Raw genomic sequence first — 23993 nt, 5'->3', positions numbered from 1 at the left:
AAATCCTGTTAAATACAGATGCATTTCACTATTCGAATTTAATAAGCCAAATATTTCGGTTAATGATATGTCCTTAGCAACCTGAAGAAAATCTCAAATATCGTTTCGTGATTTTGAGATGATGGATCACGTCTAGAAGAAGTTAAGTTCACTTTAAATTAGCTCATAAGTTCGGAACATAAAACGTCATTCCATAGCTTGTTAAATTATACCATTTCATTTTAAATTGTGATCTAATAACAGCACTTATACCATTTCATTTTAAATTGTGATCTAATAACAGCACTTACAGTCTAATCGTTTATAAATGTGAAAGTAAATTCTAAAAATGATGTTTTGGCCTTAGCCAAAGCTGAACAAAACGCACGTAAAAAGTTACGCCTTTTGGCCGTTTACCATTTTCTAGATGGTAAAAATAGAACCCAGATAGCCAGTATGCTAGTCGTAAGCCGGCGTATCGTTAATGAATGGATTAAGCGGTACCTTTCCTTTGGCTTAGATGGATTGGAAAGTAAAAAAGCAAAAGGACGAGAACCGTATCTAAACGAGATCCAAAAACTAAAATTAGCCAAGTTTGTTGAAAAACAATCCGTTAGCGCAACAGGCGGCAGATTGACTGGTGAACGAATACACCGTTACATCGTGGATAACTTTGGCGTAACTTACCACCCGAATTCCGTCTACAAATTACTCGAATCTTTAGGCTATAGCTGGATAACGAGTCGCTCTAAGCACCCAAAGCAGTCTCAGAATAACCAAGAGACTTTTAAAAAAGTTCACCCTAAACGATCCTTAACACTCCATTTAATGTTATGCCTAAAGATATGGATATATGGTTTCAAGACGAAGCAAGGTTTGGACAGCAAAATACAACGACAAGAGTTTGGGCAAAAAAGGGACTAGGCCAAGAGCGGTCAAACAGCAACAATTTGAATATGCGTATCTCTTCGGCGCAGTCTGCCCACGCAATGGAAGGACAGAAGCGCTGATCACTCCATACGTTAACAAAGAAGTAATGACATTGCATATGGAGCAAATATCAAAGGCGACACCAATAGGCCGACATGCCGTAGTTATCATGGATGGTGCAGGCTGGCATACGCTCGATACGGTACAACCATTTGATAATGTGACGCTAATAAAACTTCCACCATATTCACCAGAACTGAATCCAATCGAACAAGTATGGAGTTGGATGCGTCAGCACCATTTAGCCAATAAAAGTTTTAAAGGTTATGACGACATTGTGAACTCATGTACAAAAGCATGGAATTGCTTCATTAGCGATACAAAAAGAGTCATTAAAATGTGTACTAGGGCTTGGGCTTCAGTGGGAACAAATTAAGGTGGATTGGTATTACAGTCTAATCGTTTATAAATGTGAAAGTAAATTCTAAAAATGATGTTTTGGCCTTAGCCAAAGCTGAACAAAACGCACGTAAAAAGTTACGCCTTTTGGCCGTTTACCATTTTCTAGATGGTAAAAATAGAACCCAGATAGCCAGTATGCTAGTCGTAAGCCGGCGTATCGTTAATGAATGGATTAAGCGGTACCTTTCCTTTGGCTTAGATGGATTGGAAAGTAAAAAAGCAAAAGGACGAGAACCGTATCTAAACGAGATCCAAAAACTAAAATTAGCCAAGTTTGTTGAAAAACAATCCGTTAGCGCAACAGGCGGCAGATTGACTGGTGAACGAATACACCGTTACATCGTGGATAACTTTGGCGTAACTTACCACCCGAATTCCGTCTACAAATTACTCGAATCTTTAGGCTATAGCTGGATAACGAGTCGCTCTAAGCACCCAAAGCAGTCTCAGAATAACCAAGAGACTTTTAAAAAAGTTCACCCTGAAACGATCCTTAACACTCCATTTAATGTTATGCCTAAAGATATGGATATATGGTTTCAAGACGAAGCAAGGTTTGGACAGCAAAATACAACGACAAGAGTTTGGGCAAAAAAAGGGACTAGGCCAAGAGCGGTCAAACAGCAACAATTTGAATATGCGTATCTCTTCGGCGCAGTCTGCCCACGCAATGGAAGGACAGAAGCGCTGATCACTCCATACGTTAACAAAGAAGTAATGACATTGCATATGGAGCAAATATCAAAGGCGACACCAATAGGCCGACATGCCGTAGTTATCATGGATGGTGCAGGCTGGCATACGCTCGATACGGTACAACCATTTGATAATGTGACGCTAATAAAACTTCCACCATATTCACCAGAACTGAATCCAATCGAACAAGTATGGAGTTGGATGCGTCAGCACCATTTAGCCAATAAAAGTTTTAAAGGTTATGACGACATTGTGAACTCATGTACAAAAGCATGGAATTGCTTCATTAGCGATACAAAAAGAGTCATTAAAATGTGTACTAGGGCTTGGGCTTCAGTGGGAACAAATTAAGGTGGATTGGTATAATTAGGTGGCCAAAATCACTATGCCACTACACACCAATAGGCCGACATGCCGTAGTTATCATGGATGGTGCAGGCTGGCATACGCTCGATACGGTACAACCATTTGATAATGTGACGCTAATAAAACTTCCACCATATTCACCAGAACTGAATCCAATCGAACAAGTATGGAGTTGGATGCGTCAGCACCATTTAGCCAATAAAAGTTTTAAAGGTTATGACGACATTGTGAACTCATGTACAAAAGCATGGAATTGCTTCATTAGCGATACAAAAAGAGTCATTAAAATGTGTACTAGGGCTTGGGCTTCAGTGGGAACAAATTAAGGTGGATTGGTATTATACCATTTCATTTTAAATTGTGATCTAATAACAGCACTTACAGTCTAATCGTTTATAAATGTGAAAGTAAATTCTAAAAATGATGTTTTGGCCTTAGCCAAAGCTGAACAAAACGCACGTAAAAAGTTACGCCTTTTGGCCGTTTACCATTTTCTAGATGGTAAAAATAGAACCCAGATAGCCAGTATGCTAGTCGTAAGCCGGCGTATCGTTAATGAATGGATTAAGCGGTACCTTTCCTTTGGCTTAGATGGATTGGAAAGTAAAAAGCAAAAGGACGAGAACCGTATCTAAACGAGATCCAAAAACTAAAATTAGCCAAGTTTGTTGAAAAACAATCCGTTAGCGCAACAGGCGGCAGATTGACTGGTGAACGAATACACCGTTACATCGTGGATAACTTTGGCGTAACTTACCACCCGAATTCCGTCTACAAATTACTCGAATCTTTAGGCTATAGCTGGATAACGAGTCGCTCTAAGCACCCAAAGCAGTCTCAGAATAACCAAGAGACTTTTAAAAAAGTTCACCCTGAAACGATCCTTAACACTCCATTTAATGTTATGCCTAAAGATATGGATATATGGTTTCAAGACGAAGCAAGGTTTGGACAGCAAAATACAACGACAAGAGTTTGGGCAAAAAAAGGGACTAGGCCAAGAGCGGTCAAACAGCAACAATTTGAATATGCGTATCTCTTCGGCGCAGTCTGCCCACGCAATGGAAGGACAGAAGCGCTGATCACTCCATACGTTAACAAAGAAGTAATGACATTGCATATGGAGCAAATATCAAAGGCGACACCAATAGGCCGACATGCCGTAGTTATCATGGATGGTGCAGGCTGGCATACGCTCGATACGGTACAACCATTTGATAATGTGACGCTAATAAAACTTCCACCATATTCACCAGAACTGAATCCAATCGAACAAGTATGGAGTTGGATGCGTCAGCACCATTTAGCCAATAAAAGTTTTAAAGGTTATGACGACATTGTGAACTCATGTACAAAAGCATGGAATTGCTTCATTAGCGATACAAAAAGAGTCATTAAAATGTGTACTAGGGCTTGGGCTTCAGTGGGAACAAATTAAGGTGGATTGGTATTAGTCGAGCAATAGCGATATTTGGAACCTCCAACCAAGTGCAGAGGAATAGCATGTTTCACCTTGCAGGCAGCTCATAAGTTCGGAATAAAAACGTCATTCCAAAAGAGCCAAAGCGATATTTGGAACCTCCAACCGAGTGCAGAGGAATAGCATGTTCCACCTTGCAGGCAGCTCATAAGTTCAGAATAAAAAACGTCATTCCAAAAGAGCCACAGCGATATTTGGAACCTCCAACCGAGTGCAGAGGAATAGTATGTTTCACCTTGCAGGCAGCTCAAAAGTTCAGAACAAAAACGTCATTCCAAAAGAGCCACAGCGATATTTGGAACCTCCAACCGAGTGCAGAGGAATAGCATGTTTCACCTTGCAGACAGCTCAAATCTTTAAATCCCAGACGTAAAAAACCCGTCAATCTTTCGATTAACGGGTTCGTTTATTGGGAGCCTGGCGGTGAGCTACTCTCGCATGACAAATGCCACACTACCATCGCCGCAGCTGCGTTTCACTTCTGAGTTCGAAATGGAGTCAGGTGGTTCCACAGCGCTATTGCCACCATAGGCAAAGCTGAATTGTAATCAATGTTCTACGAACACTGTTTACATAATTGATTTAACATTCAGAAAGCTCGTACCGCCTAAGGCAATACGTTATAAATAAGGTTTGTATTCACACATTCAATAATTTCGACCATCAATGTCTTAAGAACACTTAAGCGTTGTATGGTTAAGCCTCACGGGCAATTAGTATAAGTTAGCTTAATGCCTCACAGCACTTCCACACCTTACCTATCAACGTTGTAGTCTTCAACGACCCTTTAGGACAGTTAAACTGTCAGGGATGACTCATCTCGAGGCTCGCTTCCCGCTTAGATGCTTTCAGCGGTTATCGATTCCGAACGTAGCTACCGGGCAATGCCATTGGCATGACAACCCGAACACCAGCGGTTCGTCCACTCCGGTCCTCTCGTACTAGGAGCAGCTCCTCTCAATCATCCAACGCCCACGGCAGATAGGGACCGAACTGTCTCACGACGTTCTAAACCCAGCTCGCGTACCACTTTAAATGGCGAACAGCCATACCCTTGGGACCGACTTCAGCCCCAGGATGTGATGAGCCGACATCGAGGTGCCAAACACCGCCGTCGATATGAACTCTTGGGCGGTATCAGCCTGTTATCCCCGGAGTACCTTTTATCCGTTGAGCGATGGCCCTTCCATACAGAGCCACCGGATCACTATGACCTACTTTCGTACCTGCTCGACGTGTCTGTCTCGCAGTTAAGCTTGCTTCTACCATTACACTAACCGTACGATGTCCGACCGTACTTAGCAAACCTTCGTGCTCCTCCGTTACTCTTTGGGAGGAGACCGCCCCAGTCAAACTACCCACCAGACACTGTCCGCAATCCCGATAAGGGACCAACGTTAGAACATCAAACATACAAGGGTGGTATTTCAAGGTTGGCTCCACCTGAACTGGCGTCCAAGTTTCATAGCCTCCCACCTATCCTACACATGTAGGCTCAATGTTCAGTGTCAAGCTGTAGTAAAGGTTCACGGGGTCTTTCCGTCTAGCCGCGGGTACACAGCATCTTCACTGCGATTTCAATTTCACTGAGTCTCGGGTGGAGACAGCGTGGCCATCATTACACCATTCGTGCAGGTCGGAACTTACCCGACAAGGAATTTCGCTACCTTAGGACCGTTATAGTTACGGCCGCCGTTTACCGGGGCTTCGATCATGAGCTTCTCTTGCGATAACCCAATCAATTAACCTTCCGGCACCGGGCAGGTGTCACACCCTATACGTCATCTTTCGATTTAGCAGAGTGCTGTGTTTTTAATAAACAGTTGCAGCCACCATGGTCACTGCGACCGGCTTCAGCTTAAGGAGCATGTCCTATCACCAAAACCGGCGTACCTTCTCCCGAAGTTACGGTACCATTTTGCCTAGTTCCTTCACCCGAGTTCTCTCAAGCGCCTTAGTATTCTCTACCTGACCACCTGTGTCGGTTTAGGGTACGGTTTTCAATCATCTGAAGCTTAGAGGCTTTTCCTGAAGTATGGCATCAATGACTTCTACTCCGTAGAGTATCGTCTCGTATCTCAGTTCTAGCCGCCCGGATTTACCTAAGCAGCCAACCTACATACTTTCACACGGACAACCAACGCCGTGCTCACCTAGCCTTCTCCGTCCCCCCATCGCAATGATTAAAAGTACAGAAATATTAATCTGTTTCCCATCGACTACGCATTTCTGCCTCGCCTTAGGGGCCGACTTACCCTACCCTGATTAGCATGGGATAGGAACCCTTGGTCTTTCGGCGTGGGAGTTTTTCACTCCCATTATCGTTACTCATGTCAACATTCGCACTTCTGATATGTCCAGCAACCCTCTCGAGTCACCTTCAGCCACTTACAGAACGCTCCCCTACCTAGCGTAATAAATTACGCTACCGCAGCTTCGGTGTATTGCTTAGCCCCGTTACATCTTCCGCGCAGGCCGACTCGACTAGTGAGCTATTACGCTTTCTTTAAAGGGTGGCTGCTTCTAAGCCAACCTCCTAGCTGTCTAAGCCTTCCCACATCGTTTCCCACTTAGCAATAACTTTGGGACCTTAGCTGGCGGTCTGGGTTGTTTCCCTCTCCACGACGAACGTTAGCACCCGCCGTGTGTCTCCCGGATAGTACTTTACGGTATTCGGAGTTTGCATGGGGTTGGTAAGCCGGGATGGCCCCCTAGCCCAAACAGTGCTCTACCCCCGTAAGTATTCGTCCGAGGCTCTACCTAAATAGATTTCGGGGAGAACCAGCTATCTCCCGGTTTGATTAGCCTTTCACTCCTAGCCACAAGTCATCCCCTAACTTTTCAACGTTAGTGGGTTCGGTCCTCCAGTTGATGTTACTCAACCTTCAACCTGCTCATGGCTAGATCACCGGGTTTCGGGTCTATACCTTGCAACTAGACGGGCAGTTAACCCTCGCTTTCACTACGGCTCCCCTATTCGGTTAACCTTGCTACAAAATATAAGTCGTTGACCCATTATACAAAAGGTACGCAGTCACAGAACAAGTCTGCTCCTACTGCTTGTACGTATACGGTTTCAGGTTCTATTTCACTCCCCTCACAGGGGTTCTTTTCGCCTTTCCCTCACGGTACTGGTTCACTATCGGTCAATTGGGAGTATTTAGCCTTAGAGGATGGTCCCCCTATCTTCAGTCAAGGTTTCTCGTGCCCCGACCTACTTAATATGTCCAATATAGCTTGTCGTGTACGGGACTATCACCCTTTACTGTGCAACTTTCCAGATGCTTCCACTAAACTATACTGATTCGGCTGTTTCCCTTTCGCTCGCCGCTACTCAGGAAATCTCGGTTGATTTCTTTTCCTCTGGGTACTTAGATGTTTCAGTTCTCCAGGTTTGCCTCGCATAGCTATGTATTCACTATGCGATACCCTAAAAGGGTGGGTTTCCCCATTCAGAAATTCTGGTCTATAACGGTTTTTATCACCTTAACCAGACTTATCGCAGATTAACACGTCTTTCATCGCCTCCAATTGCCAAGGCATCCACCGTATACGCTTATTCACTTAACCATACAACCTTAAGTATTCTCATACTGTCAGTCGTAGGTTATGCCATTTTGATTGCACTCGCTAAAAGTACAATCGACATAAATAACGCTTGAGTTTTCTTCTTACAGTGATAATCAAAATTATTTTTTTAATTGTTGAATAACAAATTAAATAAACAATAATGTTTACCTTATTTATCAGCTTTCCAAATTGTTAAAGAGCAATGCGTTTATAAAAAACGCTAAACAATAAATACTGAAACAATATTCATTCTTTAGCGTGCTTCCTAGCAGAAGAAGTGGTGGAGCTACGCGGGATCGAACCGCGGACCTCTTGAATGCAAATCAAGCGCTCTCCCAGCTGAGCTATAGCCCCAATTAAATACTGAGGACCTAACTTCTGGCATACGCTATCCAAACATAAAGTTTGGTAGGCTCTGAGCAGACTTGAACTGCCGACCTCACCCTTATCAGGGGTGCGCTCTAACCAGCTGAGCTACAGGCCTTCAGCTTCTTCTTGCTCACAATATGTAATTAATTATCTGTGTGGACACTTCGCATGTGCGACTTTTCGTTAAGGAGGTGATCCAGCCCCAGGTTCCCCTAGGGCTACCTTGTTACGACTTCACCCCAGTCATGAACCACAAAGTGGTGAGCGTCCTCCCGAAGGTTAAACTACCCACTTCTTTTGCAGCCCACTCCCATGGTGTGACGGGCGGTGTGTACAAGGCCCGGGAACGTATTCACCGTGGCATTCTGATCCACGATTACTAGCGATTCCGACTTCATGGAGTCGAGTTGCAGACTCAATCCGGACTACGACAAGCTTTATGGGATCCGCTTACTCTCGCGAGTTCGCAACCCTCTGTACTTGCCATTGTAGCACGTGTGTAGCCCATCCCGTAAGGGCCATGATGACTTGACGTCGTCCCCACCTTCCTCCGGTTTGTCACCGGCAGTCTCCTTAGAGTTCTCAGCATTACCTGCTAGCAACTAAGGATAGGGGTTGCGCTCGTTGCGGGACTTAACCCAACATTTCACAACACGAGCTGACGACAGCCATGCAGCACCTGTCTCAGAGTTCCCGAAGGCACTAATCTATCTCTAGAAAATTCTCTGGATGTCAAGGGATGGTAAGGTTCTTCGCGTTGCATCGAATTAAACCACATGCTCCACCGCTTGTGCGGGCCCCCGTCAATTCATTTGAGTTTTAACCTTGCGGCCGTACTCCCTAGGCGGTCTACTTAATGCGTTAGCTGCGCAAGACATCTCTTAAGAGACGAACTGCTAGTAGACATCGTTTACGGCGTGGACTACCAGGGTATCTAATCCTGTTTGCTACCCACGCTTTCGTACATGAGCGTCAGTGTTGATCCAAGGTGGTTGCCTTCGCCATTGGTATTCCTTCAGATCTCTACGCATTTCACCGCTACACCTGAAATTCTACCACCCTCTCTCACACTCTAGCCATCCAGTTTCAAATGCAGTTCTCAGGTTGAGCCCGGGGCTTTCACATCTGACTTAAATGGCCGCCTGCGTACGCTTTACGCCCAGTAATTCCGATTAACGCTCGCACCCTCCGTATTACCGCGGCTGCTGGCACGGAGTTAGCCGGTGCTTCTTCTGCGAGTAACGTCAAATCTAGCAGGTATTAACTACTAAACCTTCCTCCTCGCTGAAAGTGCTTTACAACCCGAAGGCCTTCTTCACACACGCGGCATGGCTGCATCAGGCTTGCGCCCATTGTGCAATATTCCCCACTGCTGCCTCCCGTAGGAGTCTGGACCGTGTCTCAGTTCCAGTGTGGCTGATCATCCTCTCAGACCAGCTAGGGATCGTCGGCTTGGTGAGCCTTTACCTCACCAACTACCTAATCCCACTTGGGCTTCTCTAAAGGCGAGAGCCGAAGCCCTCTTTAAGCCGTAGCTACTATGCGGTATTAGCAGTCGTTTCCAACTGTTGTCCCCCACCTAAAGGCAAATTCCCAAGCATTACTCACCCGTCCGCCACTCGTCATCAAACTAGCAAGCTAGTTCATGTTACCGTTCGACTTGCATGTGTTAGGCCTGCCGCCAGCGTTCAATCTGAGCCATGATCAAACTCTTCACTTAAAAGTTTAATCGGCTACTTAATAAAAATACTGTTCAAATAAATTTGTGCAGACATTCTATATAAGTAGCTTTATACATATATATTGTTGTCACTACTCTACGGAGTGCCCACACAGATAATTAATTACAAATTGTTAAAGAACGGTTTAGAGGGTTTCCTCTGGGTTAAGACTCTGTCTCAACCGGGACGCGTATAATACGCTTCCTGTTTTTGTTGTCAACGTTTTATTTAAATCTTTTTGAAAGTTTTTTCAAACTTTCTAGCCGATTTAGACGCCAATCCTGCTACTAAACATATTGTTTTGAGCGGTTGATGTCTCCCTGACAACGAGGACGCATTATAGAGATCATTTTTAAAGGTGCAACTACTTTTTACAAAAAGATCGCAACCGAACAAAGAACAACCAACTCGGCGCTGAGATGCTTGTTATATGGGGTTTTCTGGATCCTAATATTTTCTAGCTGCCACTAAATAATGCTAGTGATTCTAGGATCTAACAGTAGAAAGTTAAAATTATTTCAGTAGTTAGTACGATATATATAGATAGATAAGTGTAGAAAATGAGCGTTAATATAGAAAGGTTGAGTAAGAACTCTAAAAGCAGATGTTTATATAAAAGAGAATAAGGATCTTCAGACAAAAAAATGCCGGGTAAACCCGGCATTCGTTTTTATTCTTCAGTAGCTTCAACTACATCAGCACTTTCATCAAGTTCTGGTCTACCGACCAGTTCAATGTAAGCCATAGGTGCTTTATCACCAGTACGGTAGCCGCACTTAATGATACGAGTATAGCCACCTATGGCGTTCACTGTAACGTTGACCTAAATCACTAAATAACTTACCAACTACTTCAGCATCACGCGTTCTAGCGAATGCCAAGCGGCGGTTAGAAACGCTGTCTGATTTAGCCATTGTGATCAATGGTTCAATAACACGACGTAACTCTTTAGCTTTAGGCAAAGTTGTTTTGATGATTTCATGCTTCACCAAAGAACCCGCCATATTACGGAACATCGCTTGACGATGACTGCTGTTGCGGTTTAATTGACGACCACTCTTACGATGGCGCATGAGCTTTTCCTTCTAACTATTCGTTGACAGATTTAGTCGTTATCTAACAGACTAGCCGGTGGCCAGTTTTCTAGGCGCATGCCTAGAGATAAACCACGAGACGCCAAAACGTCTTTGATTTCTGTTAGCGACTTCTTACCAAGGTTAGGTGTTTTAAGTAACTCAACCTCAGTGCGTTGTACTAAATCACCGATATATTGAACTTGTTCCGCTTTCAAACAGTTTGCAGAGCGAACTGTTAGTTCTAAGTCGTCCACTGGACGAAGTAGAATTGGATCAAATTCCGGCTTCTCTTCTTCTTGTTGAACTTCAGTAACGTCACGTAAATCTACGAACGCTTCTAATTGCTCTGCAAGAATAGTAGATGAACGACGGATTGCCTCTTCAGGATCCAAAGTGCCGTTCGTTTCCATATCGATAATTAACTTATCTAAATCTGTACGCTGTTCAACACGTGCACTCTCAACATTGTAAGCTATACGCTCCACAGGGCTAAAAGATGCATCTAATAACAAACGACCGATTGGACGATCTTCTTCGTCGGAGGACACTCGCGCAGAAGCTGGTACATAGCCACGGCCACGCTCAACTGTTACACGCATTGAAATTTCAGAGCTTTCACTCGTCAAATTACAAATGATGTGCTCAGGGTTGATGATTTCTATATCACCATCGTGCTGAAAATCAGCAGCTGTAACAGGGCCGACACCTGACTTATTTAAAGTCAAAGTAACACCGTCCTTACCCTCAACGCGTACTGCCAAACCTTTAAGGTTTAACAATATTTCTATCACATCTTCCTGTACACCCTCTTTTGCACTGTATTCGTGCTGCACGCCGTCGATTTCTACTTCGGTTACGGCACAACTAAGGCATGGATGACAACAAGATTCTACGCAACGCATTACCTAAAGTATGACCGAAACCACGTTCTAGCGGCTCCAACGTTACTTTAGCTCGAGTTGGACTTACTTGTTCAATGTCTACAAGCCTTGGCTTAAGGAATTCAGTTACAGACCCCTGCATTTTATATCCTCTTAGTTTTCAACTTTACTTAGAGTAAAGTTCAACAATTAACTGTTCGTTAATCTCGGCAGACAAATCAGAACGCTCTGGGTGAGATTTATACACACCAGACATTTCTTTATTATCTACGTCAATCCAAGTCGGTTTTTCACGCTGTTCAGCTAACTCTAATGCTGCAGCTATACGACCTTGCTTCTTCGATTTTTCACGAATTGCAACGACATCAGCAGCATTTACTTTGTAGGAAGGAACATTCACTACTTGACCGTTAACTACAATTGACTTGTGGCTAACTAGCTGACGAGCTTCCGCACGAGTACTTGCGTAACCCATACGATAAACAACGTTATCTAAACGACTTTCTAAAAGTGTTAAAAGGTTTTCACCAGTATTACCTTTAAGACGAGCCGCTTCTTTGTAGTAGTTACGGAATTGTTTTTCTAGAATTCCATAAATACGACGAACTTTTTGTTTCTCACGAAGCTGCAAACCGTAGTCAGACAAACGTGGCTTGCGCGCACCGTGCTGACCTGGAGCAGTATCGATTTTACATTTAGTTTCGATCGCACGTACACCGCTTTTAAGGAACAAATCTGTTCCTTCGCGACGACTAAGCTTTAGCTTTGGACCCAAATATCTTGCCATGATCTTTCTCCACTAAGCGTCGTTATACACGACGTTTTTTAGGCGGACGACAACCGTTATGAGGAATAGGTGTAACGTCAGTGATGTTTGTGATCTTATAACCCACAGCATTTAATGCGCGGATTGCAGATTCACGACCTAGGCCTGGGCCCTTGACGAATACTTCAATATTCTTCAAACCGTACTCTTTTGCAGCTTCACCTGCACGTTCTGCAGCTACCTGAGCAGCGAATGGAGTAGATTTACGTGAACCACGGAAACCTGAACCACCTGCCGTAGCCCAAGACAACGCATTGCCTTGACGGTCAGTTAACGTAACGATTGTGTTGTTGAAAGATGCATGGATATGAGCCATACCATCAGCAACCTGCTTTTTTACCTTTTTACGTGAACGAGTTGGAGCTTTTGCCATATCTTGCTACCTCGCCTTATTTCGAAATAGGTTTACGTGGACCTTTACGGGTGCGCGCATTTGTTTTAGTGCGCTGACCACGTAAAGGAAGACTGCGACGGTGGCGTAAACCACGGTAACAACCCAAATCCATTAAACGCTTAATGTTAAGTGTAACTTCACGGCGAAGGTCACCTTCTACGGTAAACTTGCCAACTTCTTCACGTAATTTATCTAAATCTGCTTCAGATAAAGTTCCGATTTTCGTAACTTCTGCGATACCAGTAGCTGCGCAAATTGCTTGTGCGCGAGTCTTGCCGATACCGTAAATCGCTGTTAAAGCGATAACAGAATGTTTACGATCGGAAATGTTAATGCCAGCGATACGGGCCACTAACACATCTCCTTAATTTATGGGTCGGTCGAAAAGCCCGTTAGGATACTCGACGTATGACCATTTGTAAATGTGGGCGAGACTATTATTAATCCCGCCCGCCTTTTTTATGTCGTATTAACCCTAGCGCTGTTTATGCTTAGGGTCTGTACAGATCACGCGAACAACACCTGAACGCTTGATTACTTTACAGTTACGACAAATCTTCTTAACGGAAGCACGTACTTTCATTGCTTTTACTCCGCAATCAACGGCTATAGCCTTTCAGGTTAGCTTTATCAATCGCTTTACCTGCAAGGTTCGCCTTTTTAAGAACAGATTCATACTGATGAGACATCAACAGTGTTTGAACCTGAGCCATAAAGTCCATGACAACAACAACGATAATCAATAACGATGTGCCACCAAAATAAAACTGAACATTCCATGCAATCATCATAAATTCAGGGACTAAACATACAAACGTAATGTATAGCGCACCTGCAAGAGTCAAACGTGTCATTACTTTATCTACGTATCTCGACGTTTGTTCTCCCGGACGAATACTAGGAATAAATGCACCTGAGCGCTTTAAGTTATCAGCTGTTTCACGTGGGTTAAAAACCAACGCTGTGTAGAAGAAACAGAAGAATATTATAGCAGCCGCGTACAACATAACATATAGGGGTTGCCCCGGTGATAAAGTTAAAGACACTTGTTGTAGAAAATCTGCAACAGCCCCTTCACCTGTACCAAACCATGCCGCAATTGTACTAGGAAACATGATAATACTACCAGCAAATATTGGTGGTATTACGCCAGCCATATTTACCTTAAGTGGTAAATGTGAGCTTTGTGCTTGAAACACTTGGCGTCCCTGTTGGCGTTTAGCGTAGTTAACAACGATACGTCGCTGACCACGTTCTACGAACACAACAAAGTATGTTACTGCAAATACAATTAGTGCAATCAATAACAACAAGATTAAGTGAATCTCGCCTTGACGAGCTTGCTCTGCTGTTTGTCCAATTGCTGACGGTAAACCCGCTACGATACCTGTAAATATAAGTATAGAAATACCATTACCGATACCACGTTCAGTTATTTGCTCACCTAACCACATCAAAAACATGGTACCGGTAACCAAACTTACTACAGCTGTAAAATAGAACCCTAGATCTGGATTAATTACCAAGCCAGACATCATATTTGGCAAACTTGTAGCAATACCAAACGACTGGAATGTCGCCAGTACAAGCGTGAAGTAGCGCGTGTATTGACTGATTTTCTTACGACCAGTCTCACCTTCTTTCTTTAGCTCAGCTAAAGTCGGGTGCATTACCGTTAACAACTGCATAATAATTGATGCAGTTATGTACGGCATAATACCTAGCGCTAATACCGAAGCTCGCTCAAGCGCACCACCGGAGAACATGTTAAACATTTCTACGATGGTACCCTTTTGCTGCTCGAATAAATCAGCTAGTACTGCGGCATCTATCCCATGAATTGGAACAAATGAACCCAATCTGAAAACAATGATTGCGCCCAATACAAACCATAAGCGTTGTTTCAATTCGGCAAAGCCGCCTTGACCGCTTTGTAGGTCTAATCCTAGTTTAGCCATAATATACTATCCTTATTCTACTTTTCCGCCAGCTGCTAAAATAGCTTCTTCAGCGCCTTTAGTAACACGTAGACCAGCTACAGTTACTGAACGAGCGATTTCACCAGATTTAACAACTTTAACGTAAAGCATGCCTTTTTCACAAGACCGGCGGCTTTTAACGTTTCTAAAGAAACGATATCACCATCGACTTTTGCGATTTCTGACAATGTTACTTCATCAGTTACTAACGACTTGCGTGAAGTGAAACCGAATTTCGGTAACCTACGTTGTAAAGGCATTTGACCGCCTTCAAAACCTGGTCTTACACTTCCGCCCGAACGAGCTTTCTGACCTTTGTGTCCACGACCACCAGTTTTGCCTGTGCCAGAACCGATACCGCGACCTACGCGTTTCTTATCTGACTTAGCGCCTGATGCTGGAGATAGAGTATTCAAATGCATTAGATTACCCCTCCACTTTAACCATGTATTGAACTTGGTTTACCATACCACGCACACATGCAGTGTCTTCCAACTCTACTGTGTGATTGATACGGCGTAATCCCAAGCCACGTAATGTAGCTTTATGCTTCGGTAGACGACCGATAGAGCTACGTGTTTGTGTTACTTTAATCGTTTTCTTAGCCATGGTGTATTACCCCAAGATCTCACCAACGTTTAAGCCACGTTTTGCCGCAACTTGTTCAGGAGATTTCATTCCTGCAAGTGCGTCAACGGTAGCTCTAACAACGTTGATTGGGTTGGTTGAACCGTAACATTTAGAAAGTACGTTTTGTACACCTGCTACTTCTAGCACTGCACGCATTGCACCACCTGCGATGATACCCGTACCTTCTGAAGCTGGTTGCATATAAACTTTAGAACCAGAGTGACGACCCTTAATAGGGTGTTGCAATGTTCCATTGTTCAAATCTACGCTAACCATGTTACGACGCGCTTTTTCCATTGCTTTTTGAATAGCAGCTGGAACTTCACGCGCTTTACCATAACCAAAACCTACACGGCCGTTTTTATCACCAACAACAGTTAAAGCAGTGAACGAGAATATACGACCACCCTTAACTACTTTTGATACACGGTTAACCGCAATAAGTTTCTCTTCGAATTCAGTTTGAGTCTGTTTTGCTTCTACATTCGACATGCGCTACTCCTAGAACTGAAGTCCGGCTTCGCGAGCAGCGTCTGCCAACGCTTTAACACGGCCGTGATATTTAAAACCGCTACGGTCGAATGAAACTTTCGCTACACCATTCTTAACCGCACGTTCTGCTACTGCTTTACCAACCGCAGCCGCAGCTTCAACGTTACCTGTAGAAGCAACCGCAGAGCGGATGTCTTTTTCTACAGTGGATGCCGCCGCTAACACCTTACCTTCAGGAGAAATTACCTGAGCGTAAGCGTGACGAGGCGTACGGTGCATTACTAAACGAGTAACACCGTTTTCAATATACGTTCTGCGAGCGCGCTTGGCACGACGTAAACGAGCTGATTTCTTATCCATCGTCTTACCTTACTTTTTCTTAGCCTCTTTGCGACGAACGTTCTCATCGCTATAACGAATACCTTTGCCTTTATACGGCTCTGGTTCACGATATTTGCGAATGTTCGCTGCAACTTGACCAACTAGATGTTTGCTAGCGCCCTTAACCACAATTTCAGTTTGGCTAGGAGCTTCGACAGTAACGCCTGTAGGCACTTCGAAATTTACTGGGTGAGAAAAACCAAGTGATAAGTTAAGTACGTTGCCTTTAACAGCTGCACGGTAACCAACACCATTTAAAATAAGTTTTTCTCAAAACCATCAGCAACACCAACAACCATGTTGTTGATATTCGCACGAGCTGTACCAGCTTGTGCCCACGCATCAGGAAAACCTTCACGTGGTAGAGTGCTTACTACGTTGTCGTTAACAACAACTTCAACGGCGGCGTTAACACTAATTGCTAACTCGCCTACTTTACCTTTAACTTTGACGTCCTGACCTGAAACAGAAATTTCAACACCGGCCGGTACGTTAATAGGTGCTTTTGCTACACGAGACATATTAGACTCTCCTATTAAGCTACGTAGCCGATGATTTCTCCGCCAATGCCCGCTTTGCGTGCAGCACGGTCAGTCATCAAACCTTTTGATGTAGATATGATAGCTACGCCCAATCCACCCATAACTTTAGGTAGGTTGTCAGTCTTCTTATAAATACGAAGACCATGGGACGGCTAACTCGTTTAATTGTTTCAATTACAGATTTACCTTCGAAATATTTCAAAGTAACGCTTAATTCTTTCTTAACGTCACCTGAAACTTCGTAATCAGTAATGAAACCTTCATTCTTAAGAAGCTCAGCAATAGCTGTCTTAACTTTAGAAGAAGGCATTGTTACGTCGACCTTATTTGACATTTGGCCGTTACGTACGCGGGTGAACATATCCGCGATAGGATCTTGCATGCTCATCTTTCAATACTCCCAGATTCTTACCAAGAAGCCTTTTTAAGGCCTGGAACTTCACCACGCATAGCTGATTCACGTAATTTAATACGGCTTAAGCCGAATTTACGTAAAAAGCCATGAGGACGGCCAGTCACTGCACAACGGTTACGTTGGCGCGAAGGGCTTGAATCACGAGGAAGCTCTTGAAGTTTAAGCACTGCAGCCCAACGATCTTCATCAGACGTGTTAACGTCTTTGATGATTGCTTTAAGCTCAGAACGTTTAGACGCAAATTTTTCAACTAATTTAGCACGTTTTACGTCGCGCGCTTTCATTGAATTTTTAGCCATTACTCTACACCTTATCCTTTAAATGGGAAGTTGAAAGCAGCTAACAAAGCGTGACCTTCCTCATTCGTTTTTGCCGAAGTAGTAATAGTGATATCTAAACCACGTACCTTGTCTACTTTGTCAAAATCGATTTCAGGGAAGATAATTTGTTCGCGTACGCCCATGCTATAGTTACCGCGACCGTCAAATGACTTAGGATTTAAGCCACGGAAGTCACGAACACGAGGTAGAGCGATAGTAATTAAGCGCTCTAAAAGTCCCACATACGCTCACCGCGTAGAGTTACCTTGGCACCGATCGGGTATCCTTCACGGATTTTGAAGCCTGCAACAGACTTACGAGCACGAGTAACAACAGCCTTCTGACCGGCAATAGATTCCATGTCAGATGTTGCTGATTCAAGTACTTTTTGTCCGCTAGAGCTTCACCCAGACCCATGTTCAAGGTAATTTTCTCAAGTCGAGGGACTTGCATGACAGATGTGTAGCCGAACTGTTTCATCAATTCAGGCACTACGCTGTCTTTAAAAGTATCATGCAGTTTCGCCACGTTATACTCCAAGATTAGATAGTTTTATTATTAGATTTGAAGAAACGAACTTTTTTGCCGTCTTCAAATTTAAAACCTACACGATCTGCTTTTCCAGTTTCTGGATTAACAATCGCTACATTTGAAACGTTTACAGAAGCTTCCTTCTCAATGATCCCACCAGGCTGCTGTAACTGTGGTACAGGCTTAGTGTGCTTCTTGATTAGGTTAATTCCTTCAACGATTACTCGTTCAGTACCAGCGATAACTTGTAAAACTTTACCAGTCTTACCTTTATCTTTGCCAGTAATTACGATGACTTCATCATCACGACGAATTTTGCTTGCCATTTTCAGCTCCTTAAATTACTTCAGGTGCCAAAGATACAATCTTCATGAACTTTTCACTACGCAATTCACGAGTTACTGGGCCGAAGATACGAGTACCAATTGGCTGCAAGTTGGCGTTCAATATAACAGCTGCATTACTATCGAAACGGATGGCTTGACCATCTGGACGACGAACCGCTGACTTAGTGCGAACTACCACCGCGTTTAGGACATCACCTTTCTTAACTTTACCGCGAGGAATTGCTTCCTTCACAGAAACTTTAATGATGTCGCCTATACGGGCATAACGTCGGTGAGAGCCACCTAGAACCTTAATACACTGTACGCGACGAGCGCCTGAATTATCAGCCACGTCTAACGTAGTTTGCATCTGGATCATGTTTAGTGCTCCACTATTAAATTTACTTCATATGCCCTTTCGGACAAGCTACTTTCAAGACGTTCAAGATACACAAGAACAATCTACCCCCTAAAAGGGCGCGCAAGTGTAACTGAACAGGACACTGAATACAACCTAAGATTAAAAAATGTTCAATGAATAAACAAATTAGTCTTAAAGGCTTAATACACGCCATATCTCTAGTTAGTTTTAGAAGTAAAATGATTAAAATATTAAAGGGATAAAAAACCGGAGCCTAAGCTCCGGTTTTTAAACAAAAGGCTTTAATTAATTAAAGTTCTTTAGCTTTTACGATTACGTCTACTAATGTCCAAGTTTTTAACTTAGAAATCGGAGCGCATTCACGGATTGTAACCGTGTCACCAATATCACACTGGTTTGTTTCGTCATGTGCATGCAACTTAGTTGTACGCTTAACGAATTTACCATAGATAGGGTGTTTAACCTTACGTTCGATAGAAACAACGATAGATTTCTCTGCCTTGTTGCTAACTACGCGGCCTTGTAATGTACGGATAATATCGCTCATTACGCACCTGCCTTAGTTTGTGTAATTACTGTTTTCACACGTGCTATGTTGCGACGTACTTCTTTCAGTAAGTGAGTTTGAGCTAGTTGACCTGATGAATGTTGCATGCGCAAATTGAATTGCTCACGTAACAAACCTAGTAGTTCAGCTTTAAGCTCTTCTACGCTTTTATCTTTAAGTTCGCTAGCTTTCATTACATCACCGTTCTAGTTACAAAAGTGGTTTTGAATGGAAGTTTACGAGCAGCTAGGCGGAATGCTTCACGCGCTAACTCTTCGGCTACACCATCCATCTCGTATAACATTTTACCAGGTTGAATTTCTGCAACCCAATATTCAACGTTACCCTTACCTTTACCTTGACGAACTTCTAACGGCTTAGCTGTTATTGGTTTGTCAGGGAAAACGCGGATCCAAATTTGACCTTGACGTTTCACGGCACGAGTCATCGCACGACGAGCTGCCTCAATTTGGCGAGCAGTCATACGACCACGACCAGTAGCTTTAAGACCGAAAGTACCAAAGCTAACCTTGTTACCGTTCAGTGCTAGTCCGCGGTTGCGGCCTTTATGCTGCTTACGGAATTTTGTACGTTTTGGTTGTAACATCGTCTACTCCCTACTTAGCTTTCTGGCTACGACGTTTCTTCGCTGGTTTAGGTTGTTTTGGTTCTTCTTGAGAGATAGAACCGAAACCACCAAGTACTTCACCTTTAAAGATCCATACCTTAACACCGATGATGCCGTAAGTAGTTAATGCTTCAGAAGTAGCATAGTCGATGTCAGCACGTAAAGTGTGTAGTGGAACACGACCTTCACGATACCACTCAGAACGTGCAATTTCTGCTCCGCCTAAACGACCGCTTACTTCAACCTTGATACCCTTTGCTCCAACACGCATTGCGTTTTGAACTGCGCGCTTCATAGCACGACGGAACATAACACGACGCTCAAGCTGGCTAGAAATGCTATCAGCTACAAGCTGCGCATCTAACTCAGGTTTGCGGATTTCCGCAATGTTGATTTGAGCAGGGACACCAGTCAATTTCGCAACTACATTACGTAGCTTCTCAACATCTGCGCCTTTCTTACCGATTACAACACCCGGACGAGCCGTGTGAATTGTTACTTTAATCGATTTTGCAGGACGCTCAATTGTGATTTTTGAAACTGAAGCGTTCTTTAATTCTTTAGTCAAGTATTGGCGTACTTTAATATCGCCGTTTAGTTGACCTGCGTATTCTTTCGTATTCGCGTACCAGGTAGCAACCCATGGTTTAGTGATACCTAGGCGAATCCCCGTTGGATGTACTTTTTGACCCATTAGTTAATCTCCTAGTCCGCAACTACTACAGTTATGTGTGAAGAACGTTTTAAAACGCGATCTGCACGACCTTTCGCACGAGTCTTAATGCGCTTCATTGTTGGACCTACGTCCACCAAAATTTTAGCAACTTTAAGTTCGTCGATGTCTGCGCCTTCATTATGTTCGGCGTTTGCAATCGCTGATTCCAATACTTTCTTAACCAAAACAGCAGCTTTTTTGTTGCTGAAAGTTAATACGTCGAGTGCCTTGTCGACTGGTAGACCACGGATCTGGTCAGCTACCAAGCGAGCCTTCTGTGGAGAAGTGCGGGCAAAACGATGTTTAGCTAATGCTTCCATTTTTACTCCTTACTTCTTCTTAGCTTTCTTGTCAGCCGCGTGACCGCGGTATGTACGAGTCGGTGCAAATTCACCCAGTTTATGGCCAACCATTTCGTCAGATACATACACTGGAACGTGTTGACGACCATTATGAACAGCAATGGTCAATCCAATCATATCTGGAATGATCATTGAGCGACGAGACCAAGTCTTTATAGGCTTCTTGTTCCCGCTTTCCAAAGCTGCTTCGACCTTCTTCAGCAAGTGCAGGTCTATAAAAGGACCTTTCTTGAGAGAGCGTGGCATGGTATTACCTCACTAATTATTTATTACGACGGCGAACAATATACTTGTCCGTGCGTTTGTTCTTACGAGTCTTAGCACCTTTAGTCGGTTTACCCCATGGAGTAACCGGGTGACGACCACCTGAAGTACGACCTTCACCACCACCGTGTGGGTGATCTACCGGGTTCATTACGACACCACGGACAGTCGGACGGATACCGCGCCAACGGCTTGCACCAGCTTTACCAAGCTGACGAAGCATATGTTCAGCGTTACCCACTTCACCTAGAGTCGCACGACAATCAGATAGTACTTTACGCATTTCGCCTGAACGAAGACGTAGAGTTACATATTGACCATCACGAGCCAAGATTTGTACGTATGCACCAGCAGAACGTGCCATTTGAGCGCCTTTACCAGGCTTAAGCTCAACATTGTGCACTGTGCTACCTACTGGCATATTACGCATAGGCATAGAGTTACCAGCTTTGATTGGTGCGTTTATACCAGACATTACCTTAGTCACCAGCTTTAAGACCTTTAGGCGCTATGATGTACTTACGTTCACCATCGGCATAAAGAACTAAAGCGATGTTAGCACTACGATTTGGATCGTATTCTAAACGCTCAACTGTAGCAGGGATACCATCTTTGTTACGTTTGAAGTCAACTAAACGGTAGTGTTGTTTATGACCACCACCGATATGACGTACAGTAATGCGACCGTTGTTATTACGACCACCAGATTTAGATTTTTTCTCTAAAAGCGGTGCGTACGGTGCGCCTTTATGTAGGTCAGTGTTAACAACTTTCGTTACATGACGACGACCTGGAGAAGTTGGTTTACATTTTACTAAAGCCATTTTTCAATTCTCCAATTACTCTGCAGCTGCTTCTTCAACGTCTAAAGTTTGACCTTCAACAAGAGTCACGTAAGCTTTTTTCCAATTCTTACGACGGCCCATGCGAGCGCCTGTGCGCTTGGCTTTACCTTTAACGTTTAAAGAGTTAACTTTTTTAACTTCAACTTCGAAAAGTTTCTCAACCGCTGCTTTGATTTCTTCTTTAGTCGCATCTACTGCAACTTTGAAAACCAAAGTATTGTTAGCTTCTTGTGCCAAAGTACTCTTTTCAGAGATATGTGGAGCTACCAAAACTTTTAACAAACGTTCTTCGCTTATCATGCTAGCATCTCCTCAATTTGTTTAACTGCAGCAGCAGTTACCAATACTTTGTCAAAAGCGATTAAACTAACTGGGTCGATAGTTGCCACGTCACGTACGTCAACTTTATATAAGTTGCGTGCTGACAAGAACAAGTTCTCTGAAACTTCTTCAGTTATGATTAACACATCTTTTAAGCTCATTTCGTTCAACTTAGCTGCTAGCGCTTTAGTCTTAGGAGTTTCAACTTCAAAGTTGTCAACTACTACGAAACGTTCTTGGCGAACAAGTTCAGAAAGGATGCTTTGAATAGCACCACGATACATTTTCTTGTTCACTTTTTGTGAGTGATCTTGTGGTTTGGCTGCGAATGTTACGCCACCTGAACGCCAAATTGGAGAACGAATAGTACCAGCACGGGCACGACCTGTTCCTTTTTGACGCCATGGTTTTTTACCACCACCGCTAACTTCTGAGCGAGTTTTCTGAGCTCTAGAACCCTGACGAGCGCCTGCAGCGTATGCAGTAACTACCTGGTGAACTAATGCTTCATTAAACTCACGGCCGAAAGTAGCTTCTGAAACTTCAACAGCGCCGTTTGCGCCTGCAAAATCTAATTTCATCACTAATCTCCGGTTTACGCTTTAACAGCAGGTTTAACTACGACGTTTCCGCCAATTGCACCTTATGTACAGCGCCTTTTACTAGAAGTAAGTTACGCTCTGCGTCTACACGAACAACTTCAAGATTCTGAGTTGTAGTGCGTACGTTACCCATTTGGCCGGCCATCTTCTTACCTTTAAATACACGTCCTGGAGTTTGGTTTTGACCAATTGAACCCGGAGCACGGTGAGAAAGAGAGTTACCATGAGTCGCGTCTTGCATGCTGAAATTCCAGCGCTTAACACCACCTTGGAAACCTTTACCTTTAGATGTGCCTGTAACGTCAACTAACTTAGTGTCGTTAAATACTTCTACAGTAATTTCGTTACCAACTTCGATACCGTTACCTTCATCTGCAGCTAAGCGGAATTCCCATAAACCACGACCAGCTTCGACACCTGCTTTCGCATAGTGACCAGCATCTGCCTTGTTTACGCGGCTCGCTTTTTTATCGCCTGCAGTTACCTGAAGAGCACGGTAACCGTCGGTTTCTTCGTCACGGATTTGAGTAACACGATTAGGTGTTGCTTCAATTACCGTAACTGGTACAGATACGCCATCTTCTGTGAAGATACGTGTCATGCCCACTTTACGTCCGACTAGACCTATAGTCATTTTGAAACCCCCGATTAACCCAGACTTATCTGAACATCTACACCAGCAGCAAGATCTAAGCGCATAAGTGCGTCAACAGTTTTTTCTGTTGGCTCAACTATGTCGATTAGACGTTTGTGCGTACGAATTTCATATTGGTCACGCGCATCTTTGTTTACATGCGGGGATACCAATATAGTGAAGCGTTCTTTACGAGTTGGCAGTGGAATTGGACCACGAACCTGCGCGCCTGTACGCTTAGCCGTTTCAACGATTTCTTGTGTTGACGTATCGATTAATCGATGGTCAAACGCTTTCAATCGTATACGAATACGTTGACTATTCATT

At 43.7% G+C, this 23993-nt stretch carries 22 protein-coding genes, 2 tRNA genes, 3 rRNA genes and 10 pseudogenes; 4 read left to right on the top strand and 33 right to left on the bottom strand.

Translation table 11 applies throughout. The annotated features are described in order from the left end of the window. The first annotated feature begins 309 nt into the window (after nucleotides 1-309). The 4 genes and pseudogenes from PN838_RS17125 (at nucleotide 310) to PN838_RS17110 (ending at nucleotide 3871) form a co-directional block, all read left to right on the top strand. A pseudogene (locus PN838_RS17125) lies at nucleotides 310-1345 on the top strand (IS630 family transposase). 35 nt (nucleotides 1346-1380) lie between these two features. Beyond that, the gene (locus tag PN838_RS17120) at nucleotides 1381-2418 is read left to right on the top strand and encodes an IS630 family transposase (RefSeq protein ID WP_272180397.1); all 1038 of its coding nucleotides are present in this window, start codon (nucleotides 1381-1383) and stop codon (nucleotides 2416-2418) included. 44 nt (nucleotides 2419-2462) lie between these two features. Further along, nucleotides 2463-2759 (top strand): annotated as a pseudogene (locus PN838_RS17115) (transposase); the annotation flags it as partial. 75 nt (nucleotides 2760-2834) lie between these two features. After that, nucleotides 2835-3871, top strand: a protein-coding gene (locus PN838_RS17110) for an IS630 family transposase (protein WP_272181424.1) whose coding sequence is annotated in 2 segments (ribosomal slippage) — nucleotides 2835-3048 and nucleotides 3048-3871 — 1038 coding nt in all. Because the reading frame shifts where the segments join, the coding sequence is not laid out codon by codon here. 457 nt (nucleotides 3872-4328) lie between these two features. On the opposite strand, the gene rrf is transcribed toward PN838_RS17110, so the two are convergent. The 33 genes and pseudogenes from rrf to rpsJ form a co-directional block, all read right to left on the bottom strand. Further along, a 5S ribosomal RNA gene (gene rrf, locus PN838_RS17105) occupies nucleotides 4329-4443 on the bottom strand. Between the two features lie 162 nt (nucleotides 4444-4605). Continuing rightward, nucleotides 4606-7483, bottom strand: a 23S ribosomal RNA gene (locus PN838_RS17100). Nucleotides 7484-7761: 278 nt separating this feature from the next. After that, a tRNA-Ala gene (locus PN838_RS17095) sits at nucleotides 7762-7837 on the bottom strand. A gap of 52 nt (nucleotides 7838-7889) precedes the next feature. Further along, nucleotides 7890-7967: transfer RNA gene (locus tag PN838_RS17090), tRNA-Ile, on the bottom strand. 69 nt (nucleotides 7968-8036) lie between these two features. Further along, nucleotides 8037-9572 (bottom strand): 16S ribosomal RNA (locus PN838_RS17085). Together the 16S, 23S and 5S rRNA genes with 2 tRNA genes alongside form the textbook arrangement of a ribosomal RNA operon. A 671-nt stretch (nucleotides 9573-10243) precedes the next feature. Further along, nucleotides 10244-10646, bottom strand: a pseudogene (gene rplQ, locus PN838_RS17080) (50S ribosomal protein L17). Between the two features lie 32 nt (nucleotides 10647-10678). Further along, a pseudogene (locus tag PN838_RS17075) lies at nucleotides 10679-11672 on the bottom strand (DNA-directed RNA polymerase subunit alpha). 24 nt (nucleotides 11673-11696) lie between these two features. After that, on the bottom strand, nucleotides 11697-12317 hold the full coding sequence (gene rpsD, locus PN838_RS17070) for a 30S ribosomal protein S4 (RefSeq protein WP_215964727.1): 621 nt from the start codon (nucleotides 12315-12317) through the stop codon (nucleotides 11697-11699). A gap of 22 nt (nucleotides 12318-12339) precedes the next feature. Then, entirely contained in the window at nucleotides 12340-12729 is a 390-nt protein-coding gene (gene rpsK / locus PN838_RS17065) for a 30S ribosomal protein S11 (protein ID WP_272181423.1), read from the bottom strand. A gap of 16 nt (nucleotides 12730-12745) precedes the next feature. Continuing rightward, on the bottom strand, nucleotides 12746-13102 hold the full coding sequence (rpsM, locus tag PN838_RS17060; RefSeq protein ID WP_215964726.1) for a 30S ribosomal protein S13: 357 nt from the start codon (nucleotides 13100-13102) through the stop codon (nucleotides 12746-12748). 123 nt (nucleotides 13103-13225) lie between these two features. Then, the gene (gene rpmJ / locus PN838_RS17055; RefSeq protein WP_272181422.1) at nucleotides 13226-13333 is read right to left on the bottom strand and encodes a 50S ribosomal protein L36; all 108 of its coding nucleotides are present in this window, start codon (nucleotides 13331-13333) and stop codon (nucleotides 13226-13228) included. A 16-nt stretch (nucleotides 13334-13349) separates the two neighbouring features. Further along, nucleotides 13350-14708 (bottom strand): preprotein translocase subunit SecY, encoded by a 1359-nt coding sequence (gene secY / locus PN838_RS17050; protein WP_272181421.1) that lies wholly within the window; start codon nucleotides 14706-14708, stop codon nucleotides 13350-13352. Nucleotides 14709-14720: 12 nt separating this feature from the next. Continuing rightward, a pseudogene (rplO, locus tag PN838_RS17045) lies at nucleotides 14721-15151 on the bottom strand (50S ribosomal protein L15). A gap of 4 nt (nucleotides 15152-15155) precedes the next feature. Beyond that, nucleotides 15156-15338, bottom strand: coding sequence for a 50S ribosomal protein L30 (rpmD, locus tag PN838_RS17040; protein WP_215964723.1), 183 nt, complete (start codon nucleotides 15336-15338; stop codon nucleotides 15156-15158). A gap of 6 nt (nucleotides 15339-15344) precedes the next feature. After that, nucleotides 15345-15851 (bottom strand): 30S ribosomal protein S5, encoded by a 507-nt coding sequence (gene rpsE / locus PN838_RS17035; RefSeq protein ID WP_215964722.1) that lies wholly within the window; start codon nucleotides 15849-15851, stop codon nucleotides 15345-15347. Between the two features lie 9 nt (nucleotides 15852-15860). Beyond that, a complete protein-coding gene (gene rplR, locus PN838_RS17030; RefSeq protein ID WP_215964721.1) occupies nucleotides 15861-16211 on the bottom strand; it encodes a 50S ribosomal protein L18 in 351 nt (116 codons plus the stop codon). A 9-nt stretch (nucleotides 16212-16220) separates the two neighbouring features. Beyond that, a pseudogene (rplF, locus tag PN838_RS17025) lies at nucleotides 16221-16753 on the bottom strand (50S ribosomal protein L6). 14 nt (nucleotides 16754-16767) lie between these two features. Beyond that, nucleotides 16768-17162 (bottom strand): annotated as a pseudogene (rpsH, locus tag PN838_RS17020) (30S ribosomal protein S8). A gap of 20 nt (nucleotides 17163-17182) precedes the next feature. Continuing rightward, the gene (rpsN, locus tag PN838_RS17015) at nucleotides 17183-17488 is read right to left on the bottom strand and encodes a 30S ribosomal protein S14 (RefSeq protein ID WP_215964718.1); all 306 of its coding nucleotides are present in this window, start codon (nucleotides 17486-17488) and stop codon (nucleotides 17183-17185) included. A gap of 11 nt (nucleotides 17489-17499) precedes the next feature. Further along, nucleotides 17500-18037, bottom strand: a pseudogene (gene rplE / locus PN838_RS17010) (50S ribosomal protein L5). A 14-nt stretch (nucleotides 18038-18051) separates the two neighbouring features. Further along, a complete protein-coding gene (gene rplX / locus PN838_RS17005; RefSeq protein WP_215964716.1) occupies nucleotides 18052-18366 on the bottom strand; it encodes a 50S ribosomal protein L24 in 315 nt (104 codons plus the stop codon). 10 nt (nucleotides 18367-18376) lie between these two features. Further along, complete coding sequence (rplN, locus tag PN838_RS17000; protein WP_215964715.1) at nucleotides 18377-18745, bottom strand: 50S ribosomal protein L14; 369 nt, start codon at nucleotides 18743-18745, stop codon at nucleotides 18377-18379. Nucleotides 18746-19037: 292 nt separating this feature from the next. Further along, a complete protein-coding gene (rpsQ, locus tag PN838_RS16995) occupies nucleotides 19038-19295 on the bottom strand; it encodes a 30S ribosomal protein S17 (protein ID WP_215964714.1) in 258 nt (85 codons plus the stop codon). Beyond that, the gene (rpmC, locus tag PN838_RS16990) at nucleotides 19295-19489 is read right to left on the bottom strand and encodes a 50S ribosomal protein L29 (protein ID WP_215964713.1); all 195 of its coding nucleotides are present in this window, start codon (nucleotides 19487-19489) and stop codon (nucleotides 19295-19297) included. Before rpmC ends, rpsQ begins: the two co-directional genes overlap by 1 nt. Beyond that, nucleotides 19489-19902, bottom strand: coding sequence for a 50S ribosomal protein L16 (gene rplP / locus PN838_RS16985; RefSeq protein ID WP_215964712.1), 414 nt, complete (start codon nucleotides 19900-19902; stop codon nucleotides 19489-19491). Before rplP ends, rpmC begins: the two co-directional genes overlap by 1 nt. Nucleotides 19903-19912: 10 nt before the next feature. Beyond that, nucleotides 19913-20617 (bottom strand): 30S ribosomal protein S3, encoded by a 705-nt coding sequence (gene rpsC / locus PN838_RS16980; RefSeq protein ID WP_215964711.1) that lies wholly within the window; start codon nucleotides 20615-20617, stop codon nucleotides 19913-19915. Between the two features lie 11 nt (nucleotides 20618-20628). Further along, nucleotides 20629-20958: a 50S ribosomal protein L22 gene (gene rplV, locus PN838_RS16975; RefSeq protein ID WP_215964710.1), complete on the bottom strand. Its 330-nt coding sequence runs from the start codon at nucleotides 20956-20958 to the stop codon at nucleotides 20629-20631. 9 nt (nucleotides 20959-20967) lie between these two features. Next, nucleotides 20968-21246, bottom strand: a complete 279-nt coding sequence (gene rpsS, locus PN838_RS16970; protein ID WP_215964709.1) for a 30S ribosomal protein S19 — start codon at nucleotides 21244-21246, stop codon at nucleotides 20968-20970. A gap of 16 nt (nucleotides 21247-21262) precedes the next feature. Further along, nucleotides 21263-22088 (bottom strand): annotated as a pseudogene (gene rplB / locus PN838_RS16965) (50S ribosomal protein L2). Nucleotides 22089-22103: 15 nt separating this feature from the next. After that, nucleotides 22104-22409, bottom strand: a complete 306-nt coding sequence (gene rplW, locus PN838_RS16960) for a 50S ribosomal protein L23 (protein ID WP_215964707.1) — start codon at nucleotides 22407-22409, stop codon at nucleotides 22104-22106. Next, a complete protein-coding gene (rplD, locus tag PN838_RS16955) occupies nucleotides 22406-23011 on the bottom strand; it encodes a 50S ribosomal protein L4 (protein ID WP_215964706.1) in 606 nt (201 codons plus the stop codon). Before rplD ends, rplW begins: the two co-directional genes overlap by 4 nt. A gap of 14 nt (nucleotides 23012-23025) precedes the next feature. After that, nucleotides 23026-23666: pseudogene (gene rplC / locus PN838_RS16950) on the bottom strand (50S ribosomal protein L3). A 14-nt stretch (nucleotides 23667-23680) separates the two neighbouring features. Continuing rightward, nucleotides 23681-23992: a 30S ribosomal protein S10 gene (gene rpsJ, locus PN838_RS16945; RefSeq protein WP_215964704.1), complete on the bottom strand. Its 312-nt coding sequence runs from the start codon at nucleotides 23990-23992 to the stop codon at nucleotides 23681-23683. Nucleotide 23993: the final 1 nt, after the last annotated feature.

Source organism: Psychrosphaera algicola (assembly GCF_028401425.1).
Lineage (GTDB): Bacteria > Pseudomonadota > Gammaproteobacteria > Enterobacterales > Alteromonadaceae > Psychrosphaera > Psychrosphaera algicola.
This window is presented reverse-complemented; position numbering and strand designations above follow the sequence as displayed.

Bases quoted from the DNA above. Each gene is read 5' to 3' on its own strand.
- rpsD (WP_215964727.1), bottom strand. From the start codon at position 12,317: ATGGCAAGATATTTGGGTCCAAAGCTAAAGCTTAGTCGTCGCGAAGGA.
- rpsK (WP_272181423.1), bottom strand. From the start codon at position 12,729: ATGGCAAAAGCTCCAACTCGTTCACGTAAAAAGGTAAAAAAGCAGGTT.
- rpmJ (WP_272181422.1), bottom strand. From the start codon at position 13,333: ATGAAAGTACGTGCTTCCGTTAAGAAGATTTGTCGTAACTGTAAAGTA.
- secY (WP_272181421.1), bottom strand. From the start codon at position 14,708: ATGGCTAAACTAGGATTAGACCTACAAAGCGGTCAAGGCGGCTTTGCC.
- rpmD (WP_215964723.1), bottom strand. From the start codon at position 15,338: ATGGCTAAGAAAACGATTAAAGTAACACAAACACGTAGCTCTATCGGT.
- rpsE (WP_215964722.1), bottom strand. From the start codon at position 15,851: ATGTCGAATGTAGAAGCAAAACAGACTCAAACTGAATTCGAAGAGAAA.
- rplR (WP_215964721.1), bottom strand. From the start codon at position 16,211: ATGGATAAGAAATCAGCTCGTTTACGTCGTGCCAAGCGCGCTCGCAGA.
- rpsN (WP_215964718.1), bottom strand. From the start codon at position 17,488: ATGGCTAAAAATTCAATGAAAGCGCGCGACGTAAAACGTGCTAAATTA.
- rplX (WP_215964716.1), bottom strand. From the start codon at position 18,366: ATGGCAAGCAAAATTCGTCGTGATGATGAAGTCATCGTAATTACTGGC.
- rplN (WP_215964715.1), bottom strand. From the start codon at position 18,745: ATGATCCAGATGCAAACTACGTTAGACGTGGCTGATAATTCAGGCGCT.
- rpsQ (WP_215964714.1), bottom strand. From the start codon at position 19,295: ATGAGCGATATTATCCGTACATTACAAGGCCGCGTAGTTAGCAACAAG.
- rpmC (WP_215964713.1), bottom strand. From the start codon at position 19,489: ATGAAAGCTAGCGAACTTAAAGATAAAAGCGTAGAAGAGCTTAAAGCT.
- rplP (WP_215964712.1), bottom strand. From the start codon at position 19,902: ATGTTACAACCAAAACGTACAAAATTCCGTAAGCAGCATAAAGGCCGC.
- rpsC (WP_215964711.1), bottom strand. From the start codon at position 20,617: ATGGGTCAAAAAGTACATCCAACGGGGATTCGCCTAGGTATCACTAAA.
- rplV (WP_215964710.1), bottom strand. From the start codon at position 20,958: ATGGAAGCATTAGCTAAACATCGTTTTGCCCGCACTTCTCCACAGAAG.
- rpsS (WP_215964709.1), bottom strand. From the start codon at position 21,246: ATGCCACGCTCTCTCAAGAAAGGTCCTTTTATAGACCTGCACTTGCTG.
- rplW (WP_215964707.1), bottom strand. From the start codon at position 22,409: ATGATAAGCGAAGAACGTTTGTTAAAAGTTTTGGTAGCTCCACATATC.
- rplD (WP_215964706.1), bottom strand. From the start codon at position 23,011: ATGAAATTAGATTTTGCAGGCGCAAACGGCGCTGTTGAAGTTTCAGAA.
- rpsJ (WP_215964704.1), bottom strand. From the start codon at position 23,992: ATGAATAGTCAACGTATTCGTATACGATTGAAAGCGTTTGACCATCGA.